The organism is Solibacillus faecavium (genome assembly GCF_014836905.1).
Lineage (GTDB): Bacteria > Bacillota > Bacilli > Bacillales_A > Planococcaceae > Solibacillus > Solibacillus faecavium.
The window spans coordinates 46,528-66,891 of the sequence record NZ_JACSPZ010000008.1 but is presented as its reverse complement, the minus strand read 5'-3'; the positions used below and the strand labels follow the sequence as shown (position 1 = coordinate 66,891).

At 36.4% G+C, this 20,364-nt stretch carries 16 protein-coding genes and 1 riboswitch; of the genes, 6 read left to right on the top strand and 10 right to left on the bottom strand.

Annotated elements, in window-relative coordinates:
• Positions 1-85: 85 nt before the first annotated feature.
• The 3 genes from queE to H9635_RS14800 form a co-directional block, all read right to left on the bottom strand.
• Positions 86-814 (bottom strand): 7-carboxy-7-deazaguanine synthase QueE, encoded by a 729-nt coding sequence (gene queE / locus H9635_RS14810; RefSeq protein WP_191701092.1) that lies wholly within the window; start codon positions 812-814, stop codon positions 86-88.
• Positions 807-1,280, bottom strand: a complete 474-nt coding sequence (queD, locus tag H9635_RS14805) for a 6-carboxytetrahydropterin synthase QueD (RefSeq protein WP_191701091.1) — start codon at positions 1,278-1,280, stop codon at positions 807-809. The genes queE and queD overlap by 8 nt, the downstream gene beginning before the upstream one ends.
• Before the next feature lie 125 nt (positions 1,281-1,405).
• A riboswitch (PreQ1 riboswitch) is annotated at positions 1,406-1,452 on the bottom strand.
• A gap of 295 nt (positions 1,453-1,747) precedes the next feature.
• A complete protein-coding gene (locus tag H9635_RS14800) occupies positions 1,748-3,592 on the bottom strand; it encodes a helix-turn-helix domain-containing protein (protein WP_191701090.1) in 1,845 nt (614 codons plus the stop codon).
• A 143-nt stretch (positions 3,593-3,735) separates the two neighbouring features.
• On the opposite strand from H9635_RS14800, the gene H9635_RS14795 reads away from it, so the two are divergent.
• The 4 genes from H9635_RS14795 (at position 3,736) to H9635_RS14780 (ending at position 10,834) form a co-directional block, all read left to right on the top strand.
• Positions 3,736-4,446: a DUF5058 family protein gene (locus H9635_RS14795; RefSeq protein WP_191701089.1), complete on the top strand. Its 711-nt coding sequence runs from the start codon at positions 3,736-3,738 to the stop codon at positions 4,444-4,446.
• Positions 4,447-5,169, top strand: coding sequence for a small-conductance mechanosensitive channel (locus tag H9635_RS14790; RefSeq protein WP_225231329.1), 723 nt, complete (start codon positions 4,447-4,449; stop codon positions 5,167-5,169).
• Positions 5,166-6,356, top strand: coding sequence for an amidohydrolase (locus tag H9635_RS14785; protein ID WP_191701088.1), 1,191 nt, complete (start codon positions 5,166-5,168; stop codon positions 6,354-6,356). The genes H9635_RS14790 and H9635_RS14785 overlap by 4 nt, the downstream gene beginning before the upstream one ends.
• A 593-nt stretch (positions 6,357-6,949) precedes the next feature.
• A complete protein-coding gene (locus tag H9635_RS14780) occupies positions 6,950-10,834 on the top strand; it encodes a S8 family serine peptidase (RefSeq protein ID WP_191701087.1) in 3,885 nt (1,294 codons plus the stop codon).
• Between the two features lie 61 nt (positions 10,835-10,895).
• On the opposite strand, the gene H9635_RS14775 is transcribed toward H9635_RS14780, so the two are convergent.
• The 4 genes from H9635_RS14775 to H9635_RS14760 all read right to left on the bottom strand — a co-directional run bounded on the left by H9635_RS14775 (position 10,896) and on the right by H9635_RS14760 (position 15,793).
• Positions 10,896-12,170 carry an OFA family MFS transporter gene (locus tag H9635_RS14775; RefSeq protein WP_191701086.1) on the bottom strand — a complete coding sequence of 425 codons (1,275 nt, stop codon included), beginning with the start codon at positions 12,168-12,170 and terminating at the stop codon, positions 10,896-10,898.
• A 322-nt stretch (positions 12,171-12,492) separates the two neighbouring features.
• Positions 12,493-13,236 carry a DUF4230 domain-containing protein gene (locus tag H9635_RS14770; RefSeq protein WP_191701085.1) on the bottom strand — a complete coding sequence of 248 codons (744 nt, stop codon included), beginning with the start codon at positions 13,234-13,236 and terminating at the stop codon, positions 12,493-12,495.
• Between the two features lie 563 nt (positions 13,237-13,799).
• Positions 13,800-15,473 (bottom strand): sodium:solute symporter family protein, encoded by a 1,674-nt coding sequence (locus H9635_RS14765; RefSeq protein ID WP_191701084.1) that lies wholly within the window; start codon positions 15,471-15,473, stop codon positions 13,800-13,802.
• Between the two features lie 17 nt (positions 15,474-15,490).
• A complete protein-coding gene (locus H9635_RS14760) occupies positions 15,491-15,793 on the bottom strand; it encodes a DUF4212 domain-containing protein (protein WP_191701083.1) in 303 nt (100 codons plus the stop codon).
• A gap of 620 nt (positions 15,794-16,413) precedes the next feature.
• Here H9635_RS14760 and H9635_RS14755 point away from each other — a divergent pair.
• The gene (locus H9635_RS14755; RefSeq protein WP_191701192.1) at positions 16,414-16,560 is read left to right on the top strand and encodes a hypothetical protein; all 147 of its coding nucleotides are present in this window, start codon (positions 16,414-16,416) and stop codon (positions 16,558-16,560) included.
• A gap of 274 nt (positions 16,561-16,834) precedes the next feature.
• Positions 16,835-17,929 carry a GGDEF domain-containing protein gene (locus H9635_RS14750; protein WP_191701082.1) on the top strand — a complete coding sequence of 365 codons (1,095 nt, stop codon included), beginning with the start codon at positions 16,835-16,837 and terminating at the stop codon, positions 17,927-17,929.
• 171 nt (positions 17,930-18,100) lie between these two features.
• On the opposite strand, the gene rlmH is transcribed toward H9635_RS14750, so the two are convergent.
• From rlmH to H9635_RS14735, 3 genes are all read right to left on the bottom strand, one after another.
• A complete protein-coding gene (rlmH, locus tag H9635_RS14745) occupies positions 18,101-18,580 on the bottom strand; it encodes a 23S rRNA (pseudouridine(1915)-N(3))-methyltransferase RlmH (protein WP_191701081.1) in 480 nt (159 codons plus the stop codon).
• Between the two features lie 90 nt (positions 18,581-18,670).
• Positions 18,671-18,835: a CxxH/CxxC protein gene (locus tag H9635_RS14740; protein WP_191701185.1), complete on the bottom strand. Its 165-nt coding sequence runs from the start codon at positions 18,833-18,835 to the stop codon at positions 18,671-18,673.
• Positions 18,836-18,998: 163 nt separating this feature from the next.
• Positions 18,999-20,297: a S1C family serine protease gene (locus H9635_RS14735; protein ID WP_191701080.1), complete on the bottom strand. Its 1,299-nt coding sequence runs from the start codon at positions 20,295-20,297 to the stop codon at positions 18,999-19,001.
• Positions 20,298-20,364 lie beyond the last annotated feature (67 nt).

Genomic DNA, 20,364 nt, shown 5'->3' with positions numbered 1-20,364 from the left:
GCTAAAGAAAAGACCCTCAAAATCATCATTTAATTATGATTAATTTATAGCAATAAGAGCTCGGTATGATCGAGCTCTTTTTTTGCTAGACACCTCTTTTATTTCCCCAGATAAGTGTATGCAGCTGGGGTAATACCTTCACATTTTTTAATTCTGTATCCATCATTACTTTATCGATTAACTGTTCGTATTTTTCCAATAAATGCTCAACCAATTCTGATGTATTATTAGATGTAATATCATCATTTCCAACCTGAAGATAAAAAGGAGTACTCGGAAATTGAAGGTGTACTTGTTTAGCATAGGCATAATCTTCTTCATTAAAGACCACAATTTTAAGAGAGATACTCTGATTGTTGCTTCTATCTCTAAGCTTTCCCAAAATATAAGAGAGCATAGAAAAGTCGGTCTTCATGCCGGAACTAGGGGGCTTAGGTGAAATTGTTAATTCATCTACTTCATACAACCAATCTTGCCACTTGCTTCCCTGTGTCTCAACGCCAATCTTTATATTATTCTCTTTTAAAACTTTAACAAGCGATTCCAGATTGCGCAGAAGTGCAGGGTTTCCTCCTGAAATTGTGACAAATGAAAAGCCATTTCCCCCAAGGCGTTTTAACTCTGACCAAATCTCTTCTGCTGTCATTTGAACAATAAGGTGTTTGCCACTGCCATCCCATGTAAAAGATGAGTCACACCAGGAACAAGAATAATCACAGCCAGCTGTGCGTACAAACATAGTCTTCTGACCAACCACCATTCCTTCTCCTTGTATCGTCGGACCAAAAATCTCTAAAACCGGTACTTTACTCAATTTCCATCCACTCCCTTCTTGCTTCGGCATAGCTTGTTGGAGTTTCATATAGCTTAATAAATTCTACTCGTGCCCCTTGAAGTCGATGTTCATCAAGCAAGGCTTCATTCAACTTTTCAAAAATCCAGACAACAATATTTTCTGCAGTCGTATTCATCGGTGGCAGAGTCTCATTTAAATAGTGGTGATCTAAATAAATCTCTATTTTTTGTTTCCAAATCTCCTTGATGTCACCAAAATCAATTACAATTCCTCGTTCATCGGTATAACCACTCAATCCTAAGACTGCGCGATACGTATGACCATGTAAGTTTTTACATTTGCCCTCATAGTTGTGTAAATGGTGAGCAGCATCAAACGTAAATTCTTTGCTAATGAGAACACGTTTTGAATGATATTTTAATTGATTGCTCTGGATATCTTCATCAATTTTTTGTAGCTTCTCAACAATTCTAAAATTAGTCATGTATTAAAAACTCCTCCCTGAAAATCTTCCCGACACATTTCAAGAGAGGCACTATGATTCATTCTATTAAAACATATGTAAAAACAGAAAAAGCCACGTCCTTTATGGACATGGCAAGTTGTCATGTTTCCATAGTTTTTTATAGAGGGTATAAGCTATGAACCTCTCCCGTTCAATTCCGGGCATTCTTTTATAAGGACATTCTATATAAAGTATTAGGAAATTTCAAATTTATTATTCCATAAAAAACATTAAATAGTATTTTAAAACCATACTTACCAATAATTTATTTTACTTTTAAAGGTGTTAGCATATCTTTACTGAATTATTAATATTGTAAAAATTGCAGGATACTTTATTGAGGAAGGTAGCGATTTATGGAGACATTTCAAACTTTTCTAAATGATTTCAATAACCAAATGCAAGTATTGCATAATGCTGCGATAGAAGCAGCCCCTCTGTTTTTATCAAAAATACTCCTCCTCTTCATTCCACTGAGTAACTTTTTTTCTATGCGTTAAATAATTCTCCTGCAAGTAACAAGATAGCTGTATTTTAAGGGTGTCCTCCTGTTTTTGCAGCGAGATATTTAAAATTTGTTCAATACGATTCAAGCGCTGGTAAAGAGTATTCGCATGAATATGCAAATGCTGCGCAGTTTGCTGAATAGAACGGTTAAATTTGAAATAAGCTAATAATGTTTCGTAGAGGTGATTTTTATTTGCTTGAGCAAGTAACTCACCGATTTGATCTTGAATGAAATTTGCCAAGTCACGCGGTGGAACTTGTAAGATCAACTGGTTAAGACCTATTTTCTCATAGCTCGTAACCGTCCATTCATCGCGTACACGTAAAAAGCGCAATGTTTGAAGCGCTTCCTCATAAAAAGCAGTAATGTTATAAAGTGATTTATGTTGTTTACTGATTGCACTCCGAAAAAGTGGTTTATGTTGTATTTGCCACTTTCTTTGAAGCAACTGTAATGTTTCATTTAACGAGGTAAGTGTTGCTGATAAAGGACTCCCAATTAAAAAAGTTATTTTATTTTTTTCATAAAAAATTAATGTACGTTCACTTGAAAATTGTTCTTTTAGCAAAGATATAAACTGTTTTAAGGATTGCTCAATTGACAGCATGTTTGCTTTCTGTTGAAATTCGAAAATACATAAACGGTAATAGTCTTGGACATCTAAATCTAGATGATATGCCGTAGAGGCAACTGATTTTTGATTCGGTGCATCTATAAATTGTTGAAATGTTTCATGGATGCGTTTGTTATGAAGCTCTTGGACATTTTTGTTACGTAATATTTGTAGTATTAAAATATTTGCCCCCTGCTCCAATGTTTGTTGATCTTTGTAGGAGATGCTTCCTTTCTGTTCAATTATCATACTCCCTAAACAAATGTCTAAATTATAGAGCGGATAAATTATATAGCTTCGTTTGTTTTTTAGCCTGTACTCAAAAGGTTTTAGCTTTAAAAATAACTGTTTCTTTATTTTTGATTTAGTGTGGTAAGGAATAGAGAAGCTGTCCTCCAAAAATACATCATCAGAGGCATCATAAAAGCCAATCGGTAGTTGGGTTAATTTTTGTAGCTCTTTTAAAATGACCGATATTGGTTCATTTTGTAAAAGCAATTGATTTAAGGAAGCATGTACATCATAGCGTTGTTTAAGAAGGGTATGTTTTGTCTCTAATGCTAGGGATAATTCATGCGCTTCTTTTACTTTTTCAATCATCTTTTCATAATACTGAGCTTTTTGAATTGCTACCCCTACCTGATCTGCAAATGCTTGAAAAAATAATAGATCTTCTTGTGTGAGATCTCTTTTCTTTTGAAGTTGGTGAATAATCATGACACCAATTGGCTTAACATCAACAGTTATCGGTACACAAAGTGCTGCCTGCGGAACATGTTCACTCTTTAAAATTGTCCGTAAATTATGGGGGCTTACATTTTGATGATACATAGCAGCCATGATTTCTTCATTACTGTTAAAAAACTCACCCATTCCTGTCGCAAATACGCGACCAGTGATGGCTTCATTTGGCTTTGTTTGAAATTGTTCAATTGATGGCGGGAAATGGATATAAGTTTTTGGAATGAGGCATTGTTTATGATTATCAAAAAGCATCAAATAGCCTGCATCCGCTTCAGGAACAACATTAAGTGCATAGCGCATGATTGTATGTAATACTTCATCGATTTGAAGCTTAGAAGTAATCGTACGAATACTTTCTACGAGGATAGATAACTGTTTATTGGAAAGTGTTAATTGACGCAAAATTGTTTCTTGTCCATCTGACATAGACATTTCCCCTCCCCTATAAATATATTGAATATTCTATATTTTCAATTTCAAATATAGAGGATTACACATTGTTTAGCAATAAGAAAACAAAGTATAGTATTGAAAACTGAATTGTTAGTCAATTAAAAGGGAGGGTTTTTATGTACTTAGCATCAGAAATTATGGGTCACCCGATTTTATGGCTTTTGGCATTAATCGTTGTAATAATCGTGATTTTCCAAGCCATTGTATTTATACGTATTTCGAAACGAGTTGCCCCAGAAGTCGGTTTAACTAACCAGGAAGTAACTTCAATTATTCGAACAGGTGCAATTAGTTCGCTAGGGCCGTCGTTTGCCATAATTATCGTTGCCATTTCTTTAATTACTTTAATTGGTGAACCTACGACAATGATGCGAATCGGTATTGTTGGATCAGCACCAATTGAAACAGTGGGAGCAAGTCTAGGAGCAGAAGCAGCTGGTGAAGAGTTAGGTGATAAAAGCTTCTCAGCACAAGCCTTTACAGCAGCTGTTTGGACAATGTGTTTAGGTGGCATGGGCTGGTTGCTTGTTACAGCATTATTCACAAAATCACTTGGCCGACTTCAAAATAAATTAACGAGCGGTGGTGGTAATCGAGCAAAATGGCTAAGTGTCGTTTCTACTGCAGCGATGATCGGCGCTTTCGGTTATTTTGGTGGTGGTCAAATTGCAAAAGGGATGAATGAAACGATTATTTTCTTTATTGCTTTAATTATAATGCCGGTGATTATGTGGGCAGCCCAACGTTTCAATCAAAATTGGCTGCGAGAGTGGTCGCTAGGATTGGTTATTTTAATCGGTATGGGCGTCGGTTATTTCTTAATTTAAATGAAGGAGATGATTAAAATGGTTGTTTTAGAGCGTCATACAACACCTACAGTTTCAAAAAGCGAGGAAAATTTTACAACGTTTCATAGTCAAGCACATTTCTGGGGTCGCCTTACGATTTGGGCTGTCATCATTTGTACGATTGCCGTTCCCCTCTATTTATCATTTGGTTTAGGGTATCATCCTGGTTGGTCCGTCATCTTAACAGGATTTTTAAGTTATGGGGCTGTTGTAGCCATCGTATGGTTTGTTGAGCCAATTAGCTATTACCCTATTTTAGGAGTATCTGGAACATATTTAGCTTTTCTAACAGGTAACATCGGTAATATGTGCTTACCGAGCGCTTCTATTGCACAGACTATCGTGAAAGCAGAGCCAGGTACACGCAAAGGTGAAGTAACAGCAACGTTAGCGATTTCTGCCGCTTCCATTGTGAATACAACAATGCTTATTGCGGTTATATTAGGTGGTTCTTACTTAATTAATGCGCTGCCAGAGGCAATTCGCGACTCCTTCAACTTTGTATTGCCGGCTATATTTGGGGGAGTACTTGCACAGTTTGCCTTAAAAAAACCTGTTTGGGGGATTGGAGCAATTGGGTTAGGAATTTTTGCTGCACTTGGCCCTGTTCCACCATCATTCCAAACATTTATTTGTATTACAGGAACAGTAATCTTTGCCGTTATTCTTGAAAAAATGAAAGCAGGTGGACAAGCATCATGACGATAAAACAACAGTTAATGGATATGTTGACAGCACGGAATGATGAGATGATTGCGATCCGTCGTCATCTACATGAAAACCCGGAGCTATCCTTCGAAGAACAGCAAACAGCACAGTATATCGCGGATTTCTATGAAAATAAAGGTGTAACAATTCATCGCAATGTCGGCAATGGCTACGGAATCATAGTAGAAATTCAAGGTCGCCATCCCGGTCCTGTCATCGGAATCCGTGCAGATTTTGATGCTTTGCCAATTGAAGAAGAAACAGATGTACCGTTTAAATCGAAAAACCCCGGTGTCATGCATGCTTGCGGTCATGATGGACATACCGCGTATTTGCTCATTTTAGCGGACTGTCTCATCCAATTAAAAGATGAATTGCAAGGAACAGTTAAAATTATTCATCAGCATGCAGAGGAAAAGCCTCCTGGTGGTGCTAAAAGTATGATGGCTTCAGGTTTGCTGGATGATTGTGAAGTCATTGTCGGGGCGCACTTATTCCCAACATTTAAAGTGGGTCACATTGGGTACCGAGCTGGCGCCGCAATGGCCGGTCGCTCATTTTTCAAGTTGGTTGTTCATGGGACTGGAGGGCATGGTTCTTCCCCCCACTTAGCTAATGATGCAATTGTTGCAGCCTCAAATTTTGTAACGACCGTACAAACAGTTATTAGTAGACGGTTAAACCCGTATGATATGGGTGTCGTTACAATCGGCTCCTTTGATGGGAAAGGTACATTTAACGTTATTAAAGATGCCGTAACCCTTGAAGGTGATGTGCGTTATATGAATGACGATGTTCAAACTACAATTGAACAGGAAATTAAGCGTTTAGCAAATGGTTTAGAAGTGCAGTTTGGTGTTACTTGTGCACTCACTTATGAAAAGGATTATCCACCTTTAGTAAACGATGAAGATCTGACTAGCTTTGTCGTCAAAACATTAAAAGCTTCGGAACAGGAAGAAATCATCTCTATTGAAGAAGCACCTTTATTTTCAGGCTCTGAGGATTTTGCCTATTATGCACTTGCAAAGCCGTCCACTTTTTATTATATTGGCTGCCAACCGACGTATTTAGATGTCCCTTATATGAATCACCATCCAAAGTTTGATATTGATGAACGTGCATTATTAGTTGCAGCCAAAGCTGGCGCTGAAGTGATTGCTACATATTGCTTAAAATAAAATAAGAATCCTACCTATTAAATGAGCCTGGGACAAAACGAAAAATATCCATTTTCCTAAAGAGAAAATGGATATTTTTCTGCTTCTCCCAGAATTGATTTCCGTTACGGGGACGCTTTCCGGGGGCACGGCCTTACACGATCGTCTCAGGCGTCGGTGCTCCTGCGGTTACTCGTCGCAAAATAAATTTTGCTTTTCCCCAAGAGTCGCCCCTTCACTCCAATCAATTCATATAATATCAATTCTTAATAAGAGTATTTCCCTTTCACAAAGAAATTTCTACTTATGTCCCAGCCTCATTTTAAAAACTAAAACTATATTTATATAAACTGGTAAGGGTGAATTTAACAAGATTGCAATTCGTTCTGCTTACATAAGACTTAGTAATTTAAGAGAGTATACTTTAAAAGTTCTAGTTTCACATTAATTTTATAGGTAGATAGATTTAACATATTTTTGAATATCTGATACTAATTATCAATATTTTAGAATATTTAAAAATTTCGATATTCGAATTGGTTTCCCTGTGATAAATTGGAAATGTCATACTAAACTGAAAAGTATGAAAATTAAAGGTGAAGGGGAAATGAGATTTGAGTAAGTTTAAGTTTACGAAGTTCTTTAGTAGTGTTCTAGCCTTCGTTATGGTGCTTTCTTTATTGTTGCCATTCTCGAGTGTGAATGCTGAAGAACTAAAATCATTCAAGCAGAATAATCAAAGTGAAAGCACGATTCAACTAAAGGCGGCTATTGCTGAACAGCTAAGCTTGTCTAAAGATGGTCCAACTCTTCACGAAAGCTTACAAAATGTATCGGGCAATCAGGATATTGCAGTTATTGTTCATTTATCTGAAAAGCCTGTTGCACTAGAGCAAGGGATGAGCCAAGTTAAAGGCAAAAAATTCTCCAATGCTAGAGCAAATGAAGTTCGTTCAAATGTAAAAGCCCAGCAAGCAAAAGTTAAAAAAGAGTTAGCTGTCAAAAACGTACAGATGACTCAAGGGTATACGTTTGATACGGTTTTAAACGGTTTCGCAGCAACTATTAAAGCAAATGATCTTCCGAAACTGCTTTCAGTAGACGGGATCACACTAATTGAGCCTGATGCGACGGTTTATGCATCAGAAGATCAAAACATGAAATCATCGGAGCTTATTAAGGAAGAAACATTAGAAGCTTATATGAATACAAGTAATTCCTTCCTTGGCATCGAACAGCTATGGAACGAAGGTATAGAAGGACAAGGAGTTAAAGTAGCAGTACTAGATACGGGTATTGATGCAGATCACCCGGAATTTGCCGGAATTTATAAAGGTGGTAAAAACTTTATTCCTCACTCTTCAACTTACAATAAACCTCGTGCAGATGACGATGCGTCGGAAACTTTACCTTCAGAGCGCCCAGCTGGGACACCTGAATTTAATGCAAACGGTAGTTCATTCTATACTTCTCACGGTACACATGTTGCCGGGACAATTGCAGCAATCGGAGCTAACGAGTTTGGCATCAAAGGAATTGCTCCAAAAATAGACCTTTATGCTTATCGAGTTCTTGGAGCATATGGTAGTGGTTCTACATCAGGTATTGTAAAAGCTATCGAAACTGCCGTTTTAGAAGAAATGGATATTATCAATCTTTCACTTGGTGGCGGAGCTAACTCTGAAACCGATGCTGGTTCATTCGCGATTAACAACGCAATGATAGCGGGAACAATCGGAGTCATTGCAACAGGTAACTCTGGTCCAAATCGTGGAACAATGGGAACACCAGCAACTGCTCGTTTAGGGATTGCTGTTGGTAACACAACAAATCCAGAAAAAATGTATAACGGAGAAGTTAATATCACAGTTGGTGATTACAAATTAACAAAACAGCTTCCATTAATGGGAACAACTTTTGGCAAAGATTTAGCAACACAGCTTCCAGGTGAATTCGACTTAGTTGCGATTCCAGGAAACGGAGAAGTTAAAGATTTTGAAGGAATTGATGTAGAAGGTAAAGTAGCCTTAATTTCTCGAGGCAATATTGCATTCGTTGATAAAATTGCAAATGCAAAGGCCAATGGTGCCGTTGCAACAATTATTCATAACTTTGCCGGTGGATCGAATGCACCAGACATTTCAGGAACTTTCCTTGGTGATTCATTTGAGTTCCTTCCAACATTTGATATGTCCGTAACGGATGGTGCTGCAATCCGCGCTGCATTAGCTGGCGGAATTGGAAAAGTAAGCTTTGGAAAATTTGCTTCCACAACGACAGCTGGAGATGATGTAAACTCTTCAAGTTCCCGTGGGCCATCTACTCCAAACTTTGACATTAAACCAGATGTAACGGCGCCTGGAACAAATATTATGTCAACAATTCCTATGTACAAAGCAGACTTCCCTGATGCAGATTATACGGAAGCTTATGCTCGTAAAACAGGAACTTCTATGGCAACACCGCACATTGCAGGTATTGCTGCATTAGTGAAGCAAGCAAATCCGAATTGGAGCGCTTTTGATGTAAAAGTAGCGCTTTCCAATACAGCAAAAGTTTTAGATAAAGCAAAATATGATGTGTTTTCTCAAGGTGCGGGGCGTGTAAATGCTTATGCAGCGGCTCATCCAGAAATTCTTGCATATGCACTTGATGAAGCTATTTTAGATGGTACAGGTGCTGTTGTTGAAAATCTGAAAGGTACTGTTACTTTCGGTCCTCAATCACTAAAAGATGGCAATATTTCTGTAACGAAACAAGTTTTAGTAAAAGATATTAAAGGTAATGGCGGTAATTATAATGTTTCCGTTGATGTAACGAAAACTTTCGGTGATGCAACGATTACAGTAGATCAGCCGACATTTAATTTAGCTGGTGAGCAGCTTTTAAATATAACCTTAACTGCTTCTCAAGCTGTGGCACCAAATGGCTCTGAAATCTTAGGTTTTATCCACATTAACGGTGGCGCTACAGAAGCTTCATTGCCATTCGCGGCTGACTTCGGTAGTGCAGCAACAACAGAAATTAAAGATTTTAAAATTACGGAAACAGACTTATCATTTAACGGTGATGGTGTGAAAGACTCAGCGGTACTTTCATTCACATTAACTGGAGATGTAACAACGAACTATATTGAGCTTTGGGATATTATGAATCCGGAAGGCGGAGAATATGGAGATGGGTATATTGGTTATCTTCATTCAGGTACTTCACTTGGAAAAGGTTCATATACACTGAATGTTGGCGGTCAGTATAAGCCATGGGGCAGTGCACCTGCAACAACGATTCCAGATGGTCTATATACAATTGATTTCACAGGTCTTGCCGCTACAGGAGTAGTTTCGGATTATGTTGGACCAATTGTCGTGAAAACAACTAAACCGGAACTTACAGGTACAGTAGCTGAAGGTATCATTACAGGACAAGTAACAGATAAGTATATTGACTATAATGAAGAGTTATATTTATACGGTTTAGATTACAATTTAAATGATAAATTAAAAGCTTCATATGTTGCGACTGTAAATGGTGAAGTACAAGCTCCGGTTGCTTTCAACTTAAATCAAGACGGTAGCTTCACATTCCCGGTAACAGCAGACACGAACGCTGTAACAGTGGTAATTAATGATGCTGCGGGAAATGTTGGCGAAGCGATTATCTTTGAAAATGAAATCGTTGAACCGGTAAAAACACTTTCTGTTAACCCTACTGAACTAAGCTTAACAGCTGGCGAAACGGCACAGCTTGCAGTAACAGAAACATCAACACCTGCTGAAGGTGATGCAACAGAAGAAGATGTAACCTCAAAAGCTACTTATGTTGTTGCAGATGAAAATGTAGCAACAGTAGTCAATGGATTAGTAACTGCAGTAGGAGAAGGTACGACAACAATTACTGTTGCATACGGTGAAAACGAAGTAACTGTAAATGTTACAGTTACAGCACCTGTTGTAGAGGTACCAGTCGTAACACTGGAAATTAACCAAACTCACGTTGAAACGAACATCGGTAAAGAAGTAAACGTTACGATTACTGAAGTAACTACTTTAAACGGTGAAACAACAGAAAAAGATGTTACAAAGCTAGCGAATTACAAAGTTCAAAATGACAAGATTGCTACTGTAAAAGCCGGTACTGTAAAAGGTAAAGGCCAAGGTACTACATCTGTTACAGTAACTTATGGTGAACATACACTGACATTCGATGTTACTGTTGTTAAGCCTGGCAATGGTAACGGCAATGGCAATGGCAATGGCAATGGCAATGGCAACGGTAACGGCAACGGTAACGGTAACGGCAACGGCAACGGCAACGGCAATGGTAACGGCAATGGTAACGGTAACGGTAACGGTAACGGCAATGGTAACGGCAATGGTAACGGCAACGGTAATGGTAACGGTAACGGTAACGGTAACGGTAACGGTAACGGTAACGGTAACGGTAACGGTAACGGCAATGGTCCTAAGCACAATAATGAAGTTACCGAGTCTGAGCTATAATTAATTTTAGTTAAACAAAAAGAGAAATTGCACAGTGCAATTTCTCTTTTTACTTTTATATTTATCTTAAACCTACTACTATTTCTTCTTTCTTATTAAACTCATCATTTTCCAAGTTTACTTTTTCAGGCTTCACAACGAAAATACTAATTAAAGTCGCAAGCGTGAACAAAGCCATAATTACGTATAATACCATGTCATAGGATTGTGTCTTTTCCAGAATAAATGCACTTAACTGATTCCCTGACAATCCTGCAAATGCCCAAGCTGATAAAGCTAAGCCATGCACAGTTGAAATACTGTCTAAACCAAAGTGGTCGGATAACAGTGGTGGTAAAGATGAGAACCCACCACCGTAACCTGCATTTACAATACAAAGTAAAGCAATAATAAGAATTGCCATAGAATTATTAATGCCATCAAACACAACCGTACATAAAATTATGCCAATGGAAGAAATGAATATAATTTTATAGATGGAGTTACGATCTTTTAAACGATCCCCCCATGCAGAAAATGCAATTCGCCCACCTGCATTAAAAATAGCTGTTAATGAACTAACTAAACCAATTGCTCCAAATCCAATGAATGCTAATATCCCTTTTTCTTGTGAAATTAATGCTAAGCCACATGTAATATTAATATAGAACATCAACCAAATACCGATAAACGTTTTATTCGTTAATACTTTTTTATAGCTAAAGCTTTGCATTTGTATACTTTCCTCTTCGAATCCTGATGGTTTCTTTAAAATTAAGTGTCCAATAACCATCATTACTAAATAGATTCCAGCCAAAACGTAAAACATTGTATAGATATTTGTTGGATTCACTAAAATTCCTTCATTGTTTCTTTCACCAAGTAACTTTTCCATTAACGGACTAGCAATGACTTTTGCTAAACCAAAGCCGGCAACAGCAAGACCCGTCGCTAAACCTTTTTGCTCTTTAAACCAAAGCATCAGTGTTTTTACTGGTGTTAAATACCCGATTCCAAGCCCAATTCCCATAATCACTCCATAAGAAATATAAATACCTAGTAACGACTTTTGATAAATAAAGAAACCTGTTGCTGCCATCCCCACAACAAAAAATATGGCCGCAAGCAATGACGACTTATGAATATCTTTTTCAACAAATTTCCCTCCAAAGGCCGCAGACATTCCCAGAACAAAAATGGCTATACTGAATGCCCATTCCACTTCACCGACAGAATTTCCAATGTAAGAGGCAATATCTGCCTTGAACAATGACCAACAGTAAACAGTACCGATACTACAGTGAATCAACAAAGCTGGAATTACAGCACGAATCCACTTATTTTCAAACTTTCCCACAATAAAACTCCTTCGTTATCCTATTAACCCAAAAACACGAACATTATCAATAAAATATAAAATTAATTTCGTATTTTAATGAAAAATATTGTTATTAATATTTATTTTTAGGTTTTATATTGGTTATTTACGAAAATTAATAAAATGATTATATAACATCTTTACAAATAAATGAATAGTAAATGTTATATTAAAATATTTTTTAAGAAAAATTAGAAAAGTTAGGCTAAATACATTTTTATATTCCAAAATAAAAAACAGCCTAATGAATATCATTAGACTGTTAGAAAAACTGGTTATTTTGATTTTAAAAATCACCATTTTATTTAAACGTTACTTTCACAGTATAGCCTAGGTTGCTAAAGAACCCTTTGAGAACTTTCTCCGCGCTTTTTTCTGCTGATTGTAATAATCCTATTTCAATAGCCTTATCTTTAATATCTTTCTGAGCTATTGCTGCCAAGTCAAATCCTTCATTCCATTTTACTTCCCCACGGAATATTCCCTCGTCAGAGAAAGTTTTAACATCATCCATTTGAATTGCTGGATCATGTATAAGTGTTGCCTTTGGTAGGATAATTTCTAACTCTTTTATATCATCATTCACCTTTATATCGTCTGAAGTGATACCTTTAAGATCTACTCCTGCAATAACTGTAGCAGGAACAATTAATAACAGCTCCCTCTTTGTACCTGGGAAATTAACTGCAATGTTATTTCCGAACAGCTTATTGTCTTCTTCCTCAATAGTTACAGTTACATGGGCTTCAGCCGTTGCAAGCGTGGCTAATTCTTGGACTTGTTCTACAAATACAGTACTTTCGCTTTTAAATGTACTTCCAAAGTATAACCAAGCACCTCCAGATACGAGGCCGACGAGAAGCAATACTATTAAAATAAATTTTAATCCCCAAAATTTAAATAGCACCTTCAATAATGCTCCTGAAATATTGGTACTTCTCCTACTTTGTCCAACAACGGCAGTAGCTGCACTTTCTTCTTCGCCCTCTTTTAGTTCCTTTAATATCCGCTCAATTTGTGTTAATGCTTCGTCTTTTTTACTCATATCATCCCCCCTCCCTATGATGTTTAATAGACTCCTATTTTTAAAGTAGGGGAAATTATAAAATTTGGCAAGTTATTCTATATAAACCATCGAAATTCTAGAAGAAACATTTCTTACATTTCATTAAAACAAACTACTGTTTTCAAGTTTATACACAGAATACATAATTATTTAAGATTTCACTGATAACTATGCTATATTGAATAAGTAGAAAAACACTAATACTTGTTGACATCGAATAATGGTAATTTAAGATTGCGAAATCAGCATTATTGGGTGCCAAACCCATTAGAGTTCTTCAGGAACAAAGAATTCTACCGCAGCATCTCCTTGTGAGATGCTGCCTTTTTTGTTTCCTTTAGAAAAGGATCTTACTTAAGTAAATTGTGTAATTTAATTAAAGGAACACTTGCATGACAATACGATGCTTCTAGTTTTCTCAGCCATAAGGTAGAGGCCATCCTATCCTTTAATGAGGAATAAAAAGATGCCAAAACGTCTATTTAACAACGTTTTGGCATCTTTTTAGTTTAGTCATTCTGTAAGTGGAATAATTCCCCCACTTAATTTACATCTTTTATTGAGCCGTCATTTAAATAAACTTCACCGTCTTTATACGTCATTTGTTCAGGATAACGTAGGTTTATAACCGCATCCTGAAGTTCTTGTGAAGGTGGACGCGTTGAGAGTGACACAATGATATTAGTAGCGAAGGCAGCTATTGCTCCGAAAACACCCGCACCTGTATCGATAATTCCTAATATCGTAAATCCGCCATACTTCGCACTAAAAATGTAAACAAGTGTCACAGTTAAACCGACAAGCATACCAGCCATAGTTCCTTTTGCATTCGCTCGTTTCCACCAGACGCCCAATACAAGTGCTGGGAAGAAAGTGCCGGTAGCAAGCGCAAATGCCCATGCGACAATTTGTGTAATGGCACCAGGTGGATTTAATGCAATAATTCCAGCTAGTAATGTTGCAACGACAATAGAAATACGACCTACAAGTAAACGTTTTTGTTCAGAGGCTTGAGGATTGATGATACGATAATAAATATCATGTGCAAACGACGAAGAAATTGAGATCATCAAGCCACCAGCAGTAGATAACGCAGCCGCCATTGCACCTGCAGCCACTAATCCAATAACAAATACACCTAGATTTGCGATTTCAGGGGTAGCCATTACGACAATGTCATTAGCGATTTTAAGTTCAAGCCACTGAAGAATGCCATCACCATTCGTATCGACTATCCCTAGTTTTCCTGTATCAATCCATGATTGAGTCCAGGCCGGTAACTCCGCAATCTTATTACCAGCGATTTCCGTCATTAAAATGAAACGGGCAAAGGCTGCATAAGCTGGTGCACTAAAATATAAAAGTCCGATAAACACTAGTGCCCATGCACCTGACCAACGCGCTGCCTTCATAGTCCCTACCGTATAAAAACGGACAATAACATGGGGAAGTCCGGCTGTACCACACATTAATGTGAACATGAGCGCTAAAAATTGCCACTTTGTTCCATTTGTAAATGGCGCAAAGTATTCCGAGATTCCAAGCTCTCGGTCAAGTTCGCCCATTTTTGTTACAATTTCACCATAGGAAATCCAAGGTAAAGGATTACTCGTTAATTGTAATGACATAAAAATAACTGGTACTAAGTAAGCAATAATTAAAATAATGTATTGTGCTACTTGTGTCCAAGTAATACCTTTCATCCCACCAAATGCTGCATAAAAGGCAATTAACACAACGCCGATCATTGTTCCTAATTTTGCATCTATTTCAAAAAGGCGTCCGATTACTACACCAGAACCTGATAGCTGTCCAATGGAATACGTGAAGCTTATTATTATTGTACATATAGCCGCTATTATTAGTGCTGCCTTACTATTAAAACGGTCTCCGATAAATTCAGGTACAGTAAAGCGCCCAAATTTACGGAGTTGCGGCGCAAGTAATATCGTTAAAAATAAATATCCGCCAGTCCATCCCATAATATAAGCTAAGCCATCATAGCCAAGTAACATGATCGTTCCGGCCATTCCGATAAAGGATGCAGCACTCATCCAATCTGCTCCGATTGCCATCCCATTAAAAATAGGAGGAACTCCACGGCCAGCAACATAGAAATCAGATGTTTGCTTAGCAGTATTAAATACTGCAATCCAAATATACAAAGCGAATGTACACAATATAATTACCAGTGACACTAAAAATTGACTATCCATTATTCAGCCCCCTTCCATTAGTGATCTATCATTTTTTTTGCGCCTATTTCTTTATTACGTTCATCATCAATTCCATACTTTTTATCAATTTTGTCACCGACAATCGCATTTACAAACAGTAAAACAATGAAAGTAAACAATGCTCCAATTGCTCCCATAAAATAATGGAATGGGAATCCTAAAAATTGAATTTCAGTTAATGAGTCTGCAAACGCTACCACGACATAAGACACAAGGAACCAAATAGCAAAATAAACTAGCATGTACTTATTTTTCTCACGGAAATATGCATCAGCAACTTTTTGATCAATCTTTTTCATTCGGACCACCTTTCTTCATAAATTTATCTCAGATCAAAAATGAATTGAAGCGTTTCCATTAAAGGAAGCGGAACCAACAGTACTTTGACTACCATTAAAATAACTAGTGCAACTACAGGAAAAGTAAGTGCAATAAAACGTTTCTTTATTAGTGCATAGGTAAGGCAGCAAATAGTAAATAAAATAAAAAACAGCAGCAACTAAACACCTCCTATAATCTCAACGTTTTCTAATATATGTTGGAAATGACCCGGATAAAACGAATATGAAGTAAAAAACTCCTAGACAATTTGCTCAAAAAAAAGAAAAGGATTACTTAAGGCAAGTATCTAAGTAACTATAAAAAAATAAAAACCGCCTAAAACGATGACAAATCAACGTCTTAGGTGGTACTTTTAAAAACTTCACTTAATTATGATAAATGCGCATTATTATTTATCCTTAATTCCTCTTATATGTACTTAAAAAAAGAAATAACGCTACCTGGTAAGCTGCCAATCCATTTACAGTTATTTTTTAAATTTAATAACCATTAAAAATCAAGAATAAAATTAACCGTTCTGAACAAATTAATTTTGACTCTGTCGCATAGCTTTGACTCATAAAATGGAGGTGAACGATTGATGGCTAAGAAAAGTAAAACAACTTTTACAAAAAGAAAAAAGCCGAAAAAAGATATTAATCATCGTGAAGAGTATTCCAAAGAGTTTAACCAAGTGATTCATAATAATCCTCCACAAGAAGTGACAAAGCACAGAGGCATATAAGAAAAGCTTTAGTCCAGTTCGACTTAGAACTTGGACTAAAGCTTTTCTCATAAAAAATACGCTTCACCGTAACTAATGTAAGCGTAGTTATAAATTGCAGTTATATTTAATCCAACATAGACATTTGGAAAGTGAACTTGCTAGACTACACTTCCACCTTTATACTACAATCAATTTAAAATAAATCAAATAAAGGTATAAAACAGTGAATTTATTTCTCCCATCTCAAATAATCATACTAACGCTTAGTATAGGCTATTTAATAACACTATTATTGATAATCGCCTATGAGCATAAACAATTAACAAAACGTATTAAATATTCCTTTCTCCTCGCAAAATTTATTCAAATTATCGCCTGGATAGGTTTAGGATATGGTGAAGGAGCTTATAAAAGTTTCTTTTTAGGTTTTTCTAATTCCTTACTTTTTATTTCTTATACATTAGAAATCATCGCATTCCTAACCTTAAAAAATATGCTTCATAATGTTGAAAAACGCTTACTTTACTTCTTTATGGTTGTTAGTATAATCGGATTTAATTTAATTATTATTATTAATGATACGACGGCTTTACGCATTATCTTTTATTCAGTTGTAAATGCTGTTATTTACCTTTTTATGTACCGGATGGTTTTCTCAAAAGGTGCAACGGCTCTTATGAAATTAATTGGAAGTCTCTATTTAATAGTTTCTTTCGCATCTGTCATACGCGCCGTAATAACAGCTATATCGTCAGTTCCCACCAGCTTTTATATTCCAGGGACATTTCAATGGACCGTGGTACTAGCAATTTATATTTTCTCAAATTTAGGGACAATCGGCTTTATTCTTTTAATGAAAGAAGAAGTGGATCGAGATTTATATCACTTCGCAAATTTTGATGATTTAACAGGTGTCCTTAATCGGCGTTCCTTTAGCACCGAAACAGAAAATAAATTAAGGTACTATGCTAAAAAAAGAGAAAGTATAACTTATGTTTTATTTGATGTCGACCATTTTAAATCTATTAATGACACATACGGACACCTTATTGGAGATAAAGTTCTTCAAAATCTCACAACAATCATCAAGCCATTTTTACAAACTAATGATTTATTTGGTCGTTATGGTGGTGATGAATTTGCTCTCCTTCTAGTAGACAAAAATGAACAGGAAGCAACCGAAATAATCAAACAAATCAATCAGTCAATAAAACCTTTAATTGTGGGTGAGTTAGTAGTGCACTATACAATAAGTATGGGTGGCATTACAATTGCTCCATCTAACGATACATGCTTAGAAGATGTCTACATAAGCTGCGATAAAGCACTTTATACGGCTAAAAGAAATGGTAGAAACATTTTCGTAAAAGGAAAATTGGAAAGTTAACTTTGACAGTAAAGGAAATACATATAATTTACGTATCTATGATATGACCGTGCTTTATATTATTTATATTTATAAAGGCCGATTTTCTATATAACGAAAATCGGCCTTAGTTTTTGCTTCTTTTTTGAATTTGTAATTTAAATATTAAATTAGGACACGTTAATCCCGCACTTACTTATGATACGGTTCTCCCTTAATAATTCTAAAACTACGATAAATCTGTTCTACTAATACGAGCTTCATTAACTGATGAGGTAACGTCATTTTTCCAAAACACAGCTTTTCGTCTGCTCGTTTTAATACATCGGCGTGCAGCCCCAATGAACCGCCAATAACAAAGGCGACTTTACTTTTTCCGTATGTCATGAGAGATTCTAAATCAGCGGCCATTTCTTCACTTGTTTTCATTTTACCATCTAAAGCGAGCGCAATAACATATGTACCCTCATTAATTTTTGCTAGGATGCGCTCACCTTCTTTACGTTTCACAATTTCCATATCGGCTTCACTCAACTGTTCAGGTGCCTTTTCGTCCGGAACCTCTACTAAATCAATCTTTGCATATCCGCCTAAACGCTTCACGTATTCTTCGATACCTAATTTCAAATATTTTTCTTTAAGTTTACCTACTGAAACGATTGTTATATTCACAACTTATCCACCTTTACATTCCATTTACAAACAAGTTATCCACAAAAGTTATACACATATCCACAACTAAAACCTATATATGGTGTAAAGTTATTTACTTGATACTATATATGTTGCTTGCTCTTCACAGTAAGAACAAGTTGTTGATAACTTTTCATCTTCTGTTAAAAAGTCCATCGTTGGAAATTGTTCTGTCTCAGCTACCAGCATATCTAAAGCGTGATCTATATGGGTTTCGCAGCTATATTTTTTCATTTTTAATCCTTCTTTCTTTTCTGAAATTTCTAGAAACTTATTCACAATTTTTATATGTTATCCACAATCCATTGTAACAAACAAAAATCGGGTAGAAAAGAAAAGCCTTTTTCTTCTCTACCCATTGTGTATAAAATAGTTCTAATATTTAGTTATCCACAATTTATAATTGTGCATTCTCTACTAATTCCAATTGTGCTTCAACTATTTTTCCTTCACGGTACACTTTAATTTGCAATGTATCCCCAATTGCCTTCTCATTATATAAATGCTTTCGTAGCTGAATCGAATTCTCGATTTTTTGTCCATCCATTTCCACAATGACGTCATATTGCTGTAAACCTGCTTTATCTGCAGCAGATCCGCGCACAACTTGTGAAATGACAACACCGTTCGTTACCTCTTCAGGTAATTGTAATGTCTGCTGCTGGTAATAAGCCGGAACCTCTGTCAAATCAACTAATGAAATACCCATTGTTGGGCGTTGAACTTCTCCATGCTTCTCTAACTGTTCGATAATAGGTATTGCCGAATTAATCGGAATAGCAAAACCTAAACCTTCTACAGAAGATTGCGCAATTTTCATCGAATTTATGCCTATTAAATCACCGGCAATATTAATTAAAGCACCGCCGGAATTCCCTTGGTTAATTGCTGCATCTGTTTGTAATACTTCAGTCGACCAATCTTCTACACCATCTTCATTTAAATCAACTGGTACAGACCGATCCTTCCCTGAAATAACACCCGTTGTTACCGACCCATAGAATTCTAAGCCTAATGGGTTCCCGATTGCAATAACTGTTTCACCTTGTTTTAATATGTCGGAATCACCAAATTGCGCCACTGTCTCAATTCCTTCACTCGGAATAGAAATAATTGCTAAGTCTGTCCAAATATCTGAGCCAACAAGCTGTGCTTCAACTTTTTCGCCATCTTCCAACGTTACTTCAATTTGTTCTGCAGCTTCTACTACGTGATGATTCGTAACAATAAAAGCAAAGTCCTTTTCTACTTTATAAACAATACCTGAGCCACTCCCTACAGCTTGTTCAGTCCCGGTACTTTGATTCCAGAAATTTGGTGCAACTTTTTGGATATTTGTTATCCCTACTACAGCGCTCGATACTTTTTCTACTGCATTCGTAACATCAGTCGTTACTTCCGTTGCAGTTTGATTAATTGTTGAGTTTGATGATTCACTTGAAATAGAGTTTATTTCGTTTGAACCTGGCAACTGATTAGCAAGAGACGGTAAAAGTAACCATAATAATAAAGCACCTACAACAACACCGCTCAGTCCCGATATAAAGTAGCCTAATTTACTGCCGCTTTTATTACCTTTGTTTTTTAGGCGCAGCTGTCTTTCTTCCTCTTCTCTTTTTAAACGAGCCTCAAGCTCTGTAATATGGTTGTTTTGGCTATCCTTTTTTTCATTTTCATCTTCAGGAAAATAACCCATGATGTTCATCCTTTCATTACTTTTCTTATTCATAGCATACACATTTAACATTAAAATTAGATGAAAA

Bases quoted from the DNA above. Each gene is read 5' to 3' on its own strand.
- queD (WP_191701091.1), bottom strand. From the start codon at position 1,280: ATGACTAATTTTAGAATTGTTGAGAAGCTACAAAAAATTGATGAAGAT.
- H9635_RS14800 (WP_191701090.1), bottom strand. From the start codon at position 3,592: ATGTCAGATGGACAAGAAACAATTTTGCGTCAATTAACACTTTCCAAT.
- H9635_RS14795 (WP_191701089.1), top strand. From the start codon at position 3,736: ATGTACTTAGCATCAGAAATTATGGGTCACCCGATTTTATGGCTTTTG.
- H9635_RS14790 (WP_225231329.1), top strand. From the start codon at position 4,447: ATGAAGGAGATGATTAAAATGGTTGTTTTAGAGCGTCATACAACACCT.
- H9635_RS14785 (WP_191701088.1), top strand. From the start codon at position 5,166: ATGACGATAAAACAACAGTTAATGGATATGTTGACAGCACGGAATGAT.
- H9635_RS14770 (WP_191701085.1), bottom strand. From the start codon at position 13,236: ATGAGTAAAAAAGACGAAGCATTAACACAAATTGAGCGGATATTAAAG.
- H9635_RS14765 (WP_191701084.1), bottom strand. From the start codon at position 15,473: ATGGATAGTCAATTTTTAGTGTCACTGGTAATTATATTGTGTACATTC.
- H9635_RS14760 (WP_191701083.1), bottom strand. From the start codon at position 15,793: ATGAAAAAGATTGATCAAAAAGTTGCTGATGCATATTTCCGTGAGAAA.
- H9635_RS14740 (WP_191701185.1), bottom strand. From the start codon at position 18,835: ATGAAAAAATATAGCTGCGAAACCCATATAGATCACGCTTTAGATATG.
- H9635_RS14735 (WP_191701080.1), bottom strand. From the start codon at position 20,297: ATGGGTTATTTTCCTGAAGATGAAAATGAAAAAAAGGATAGCCAAAAC.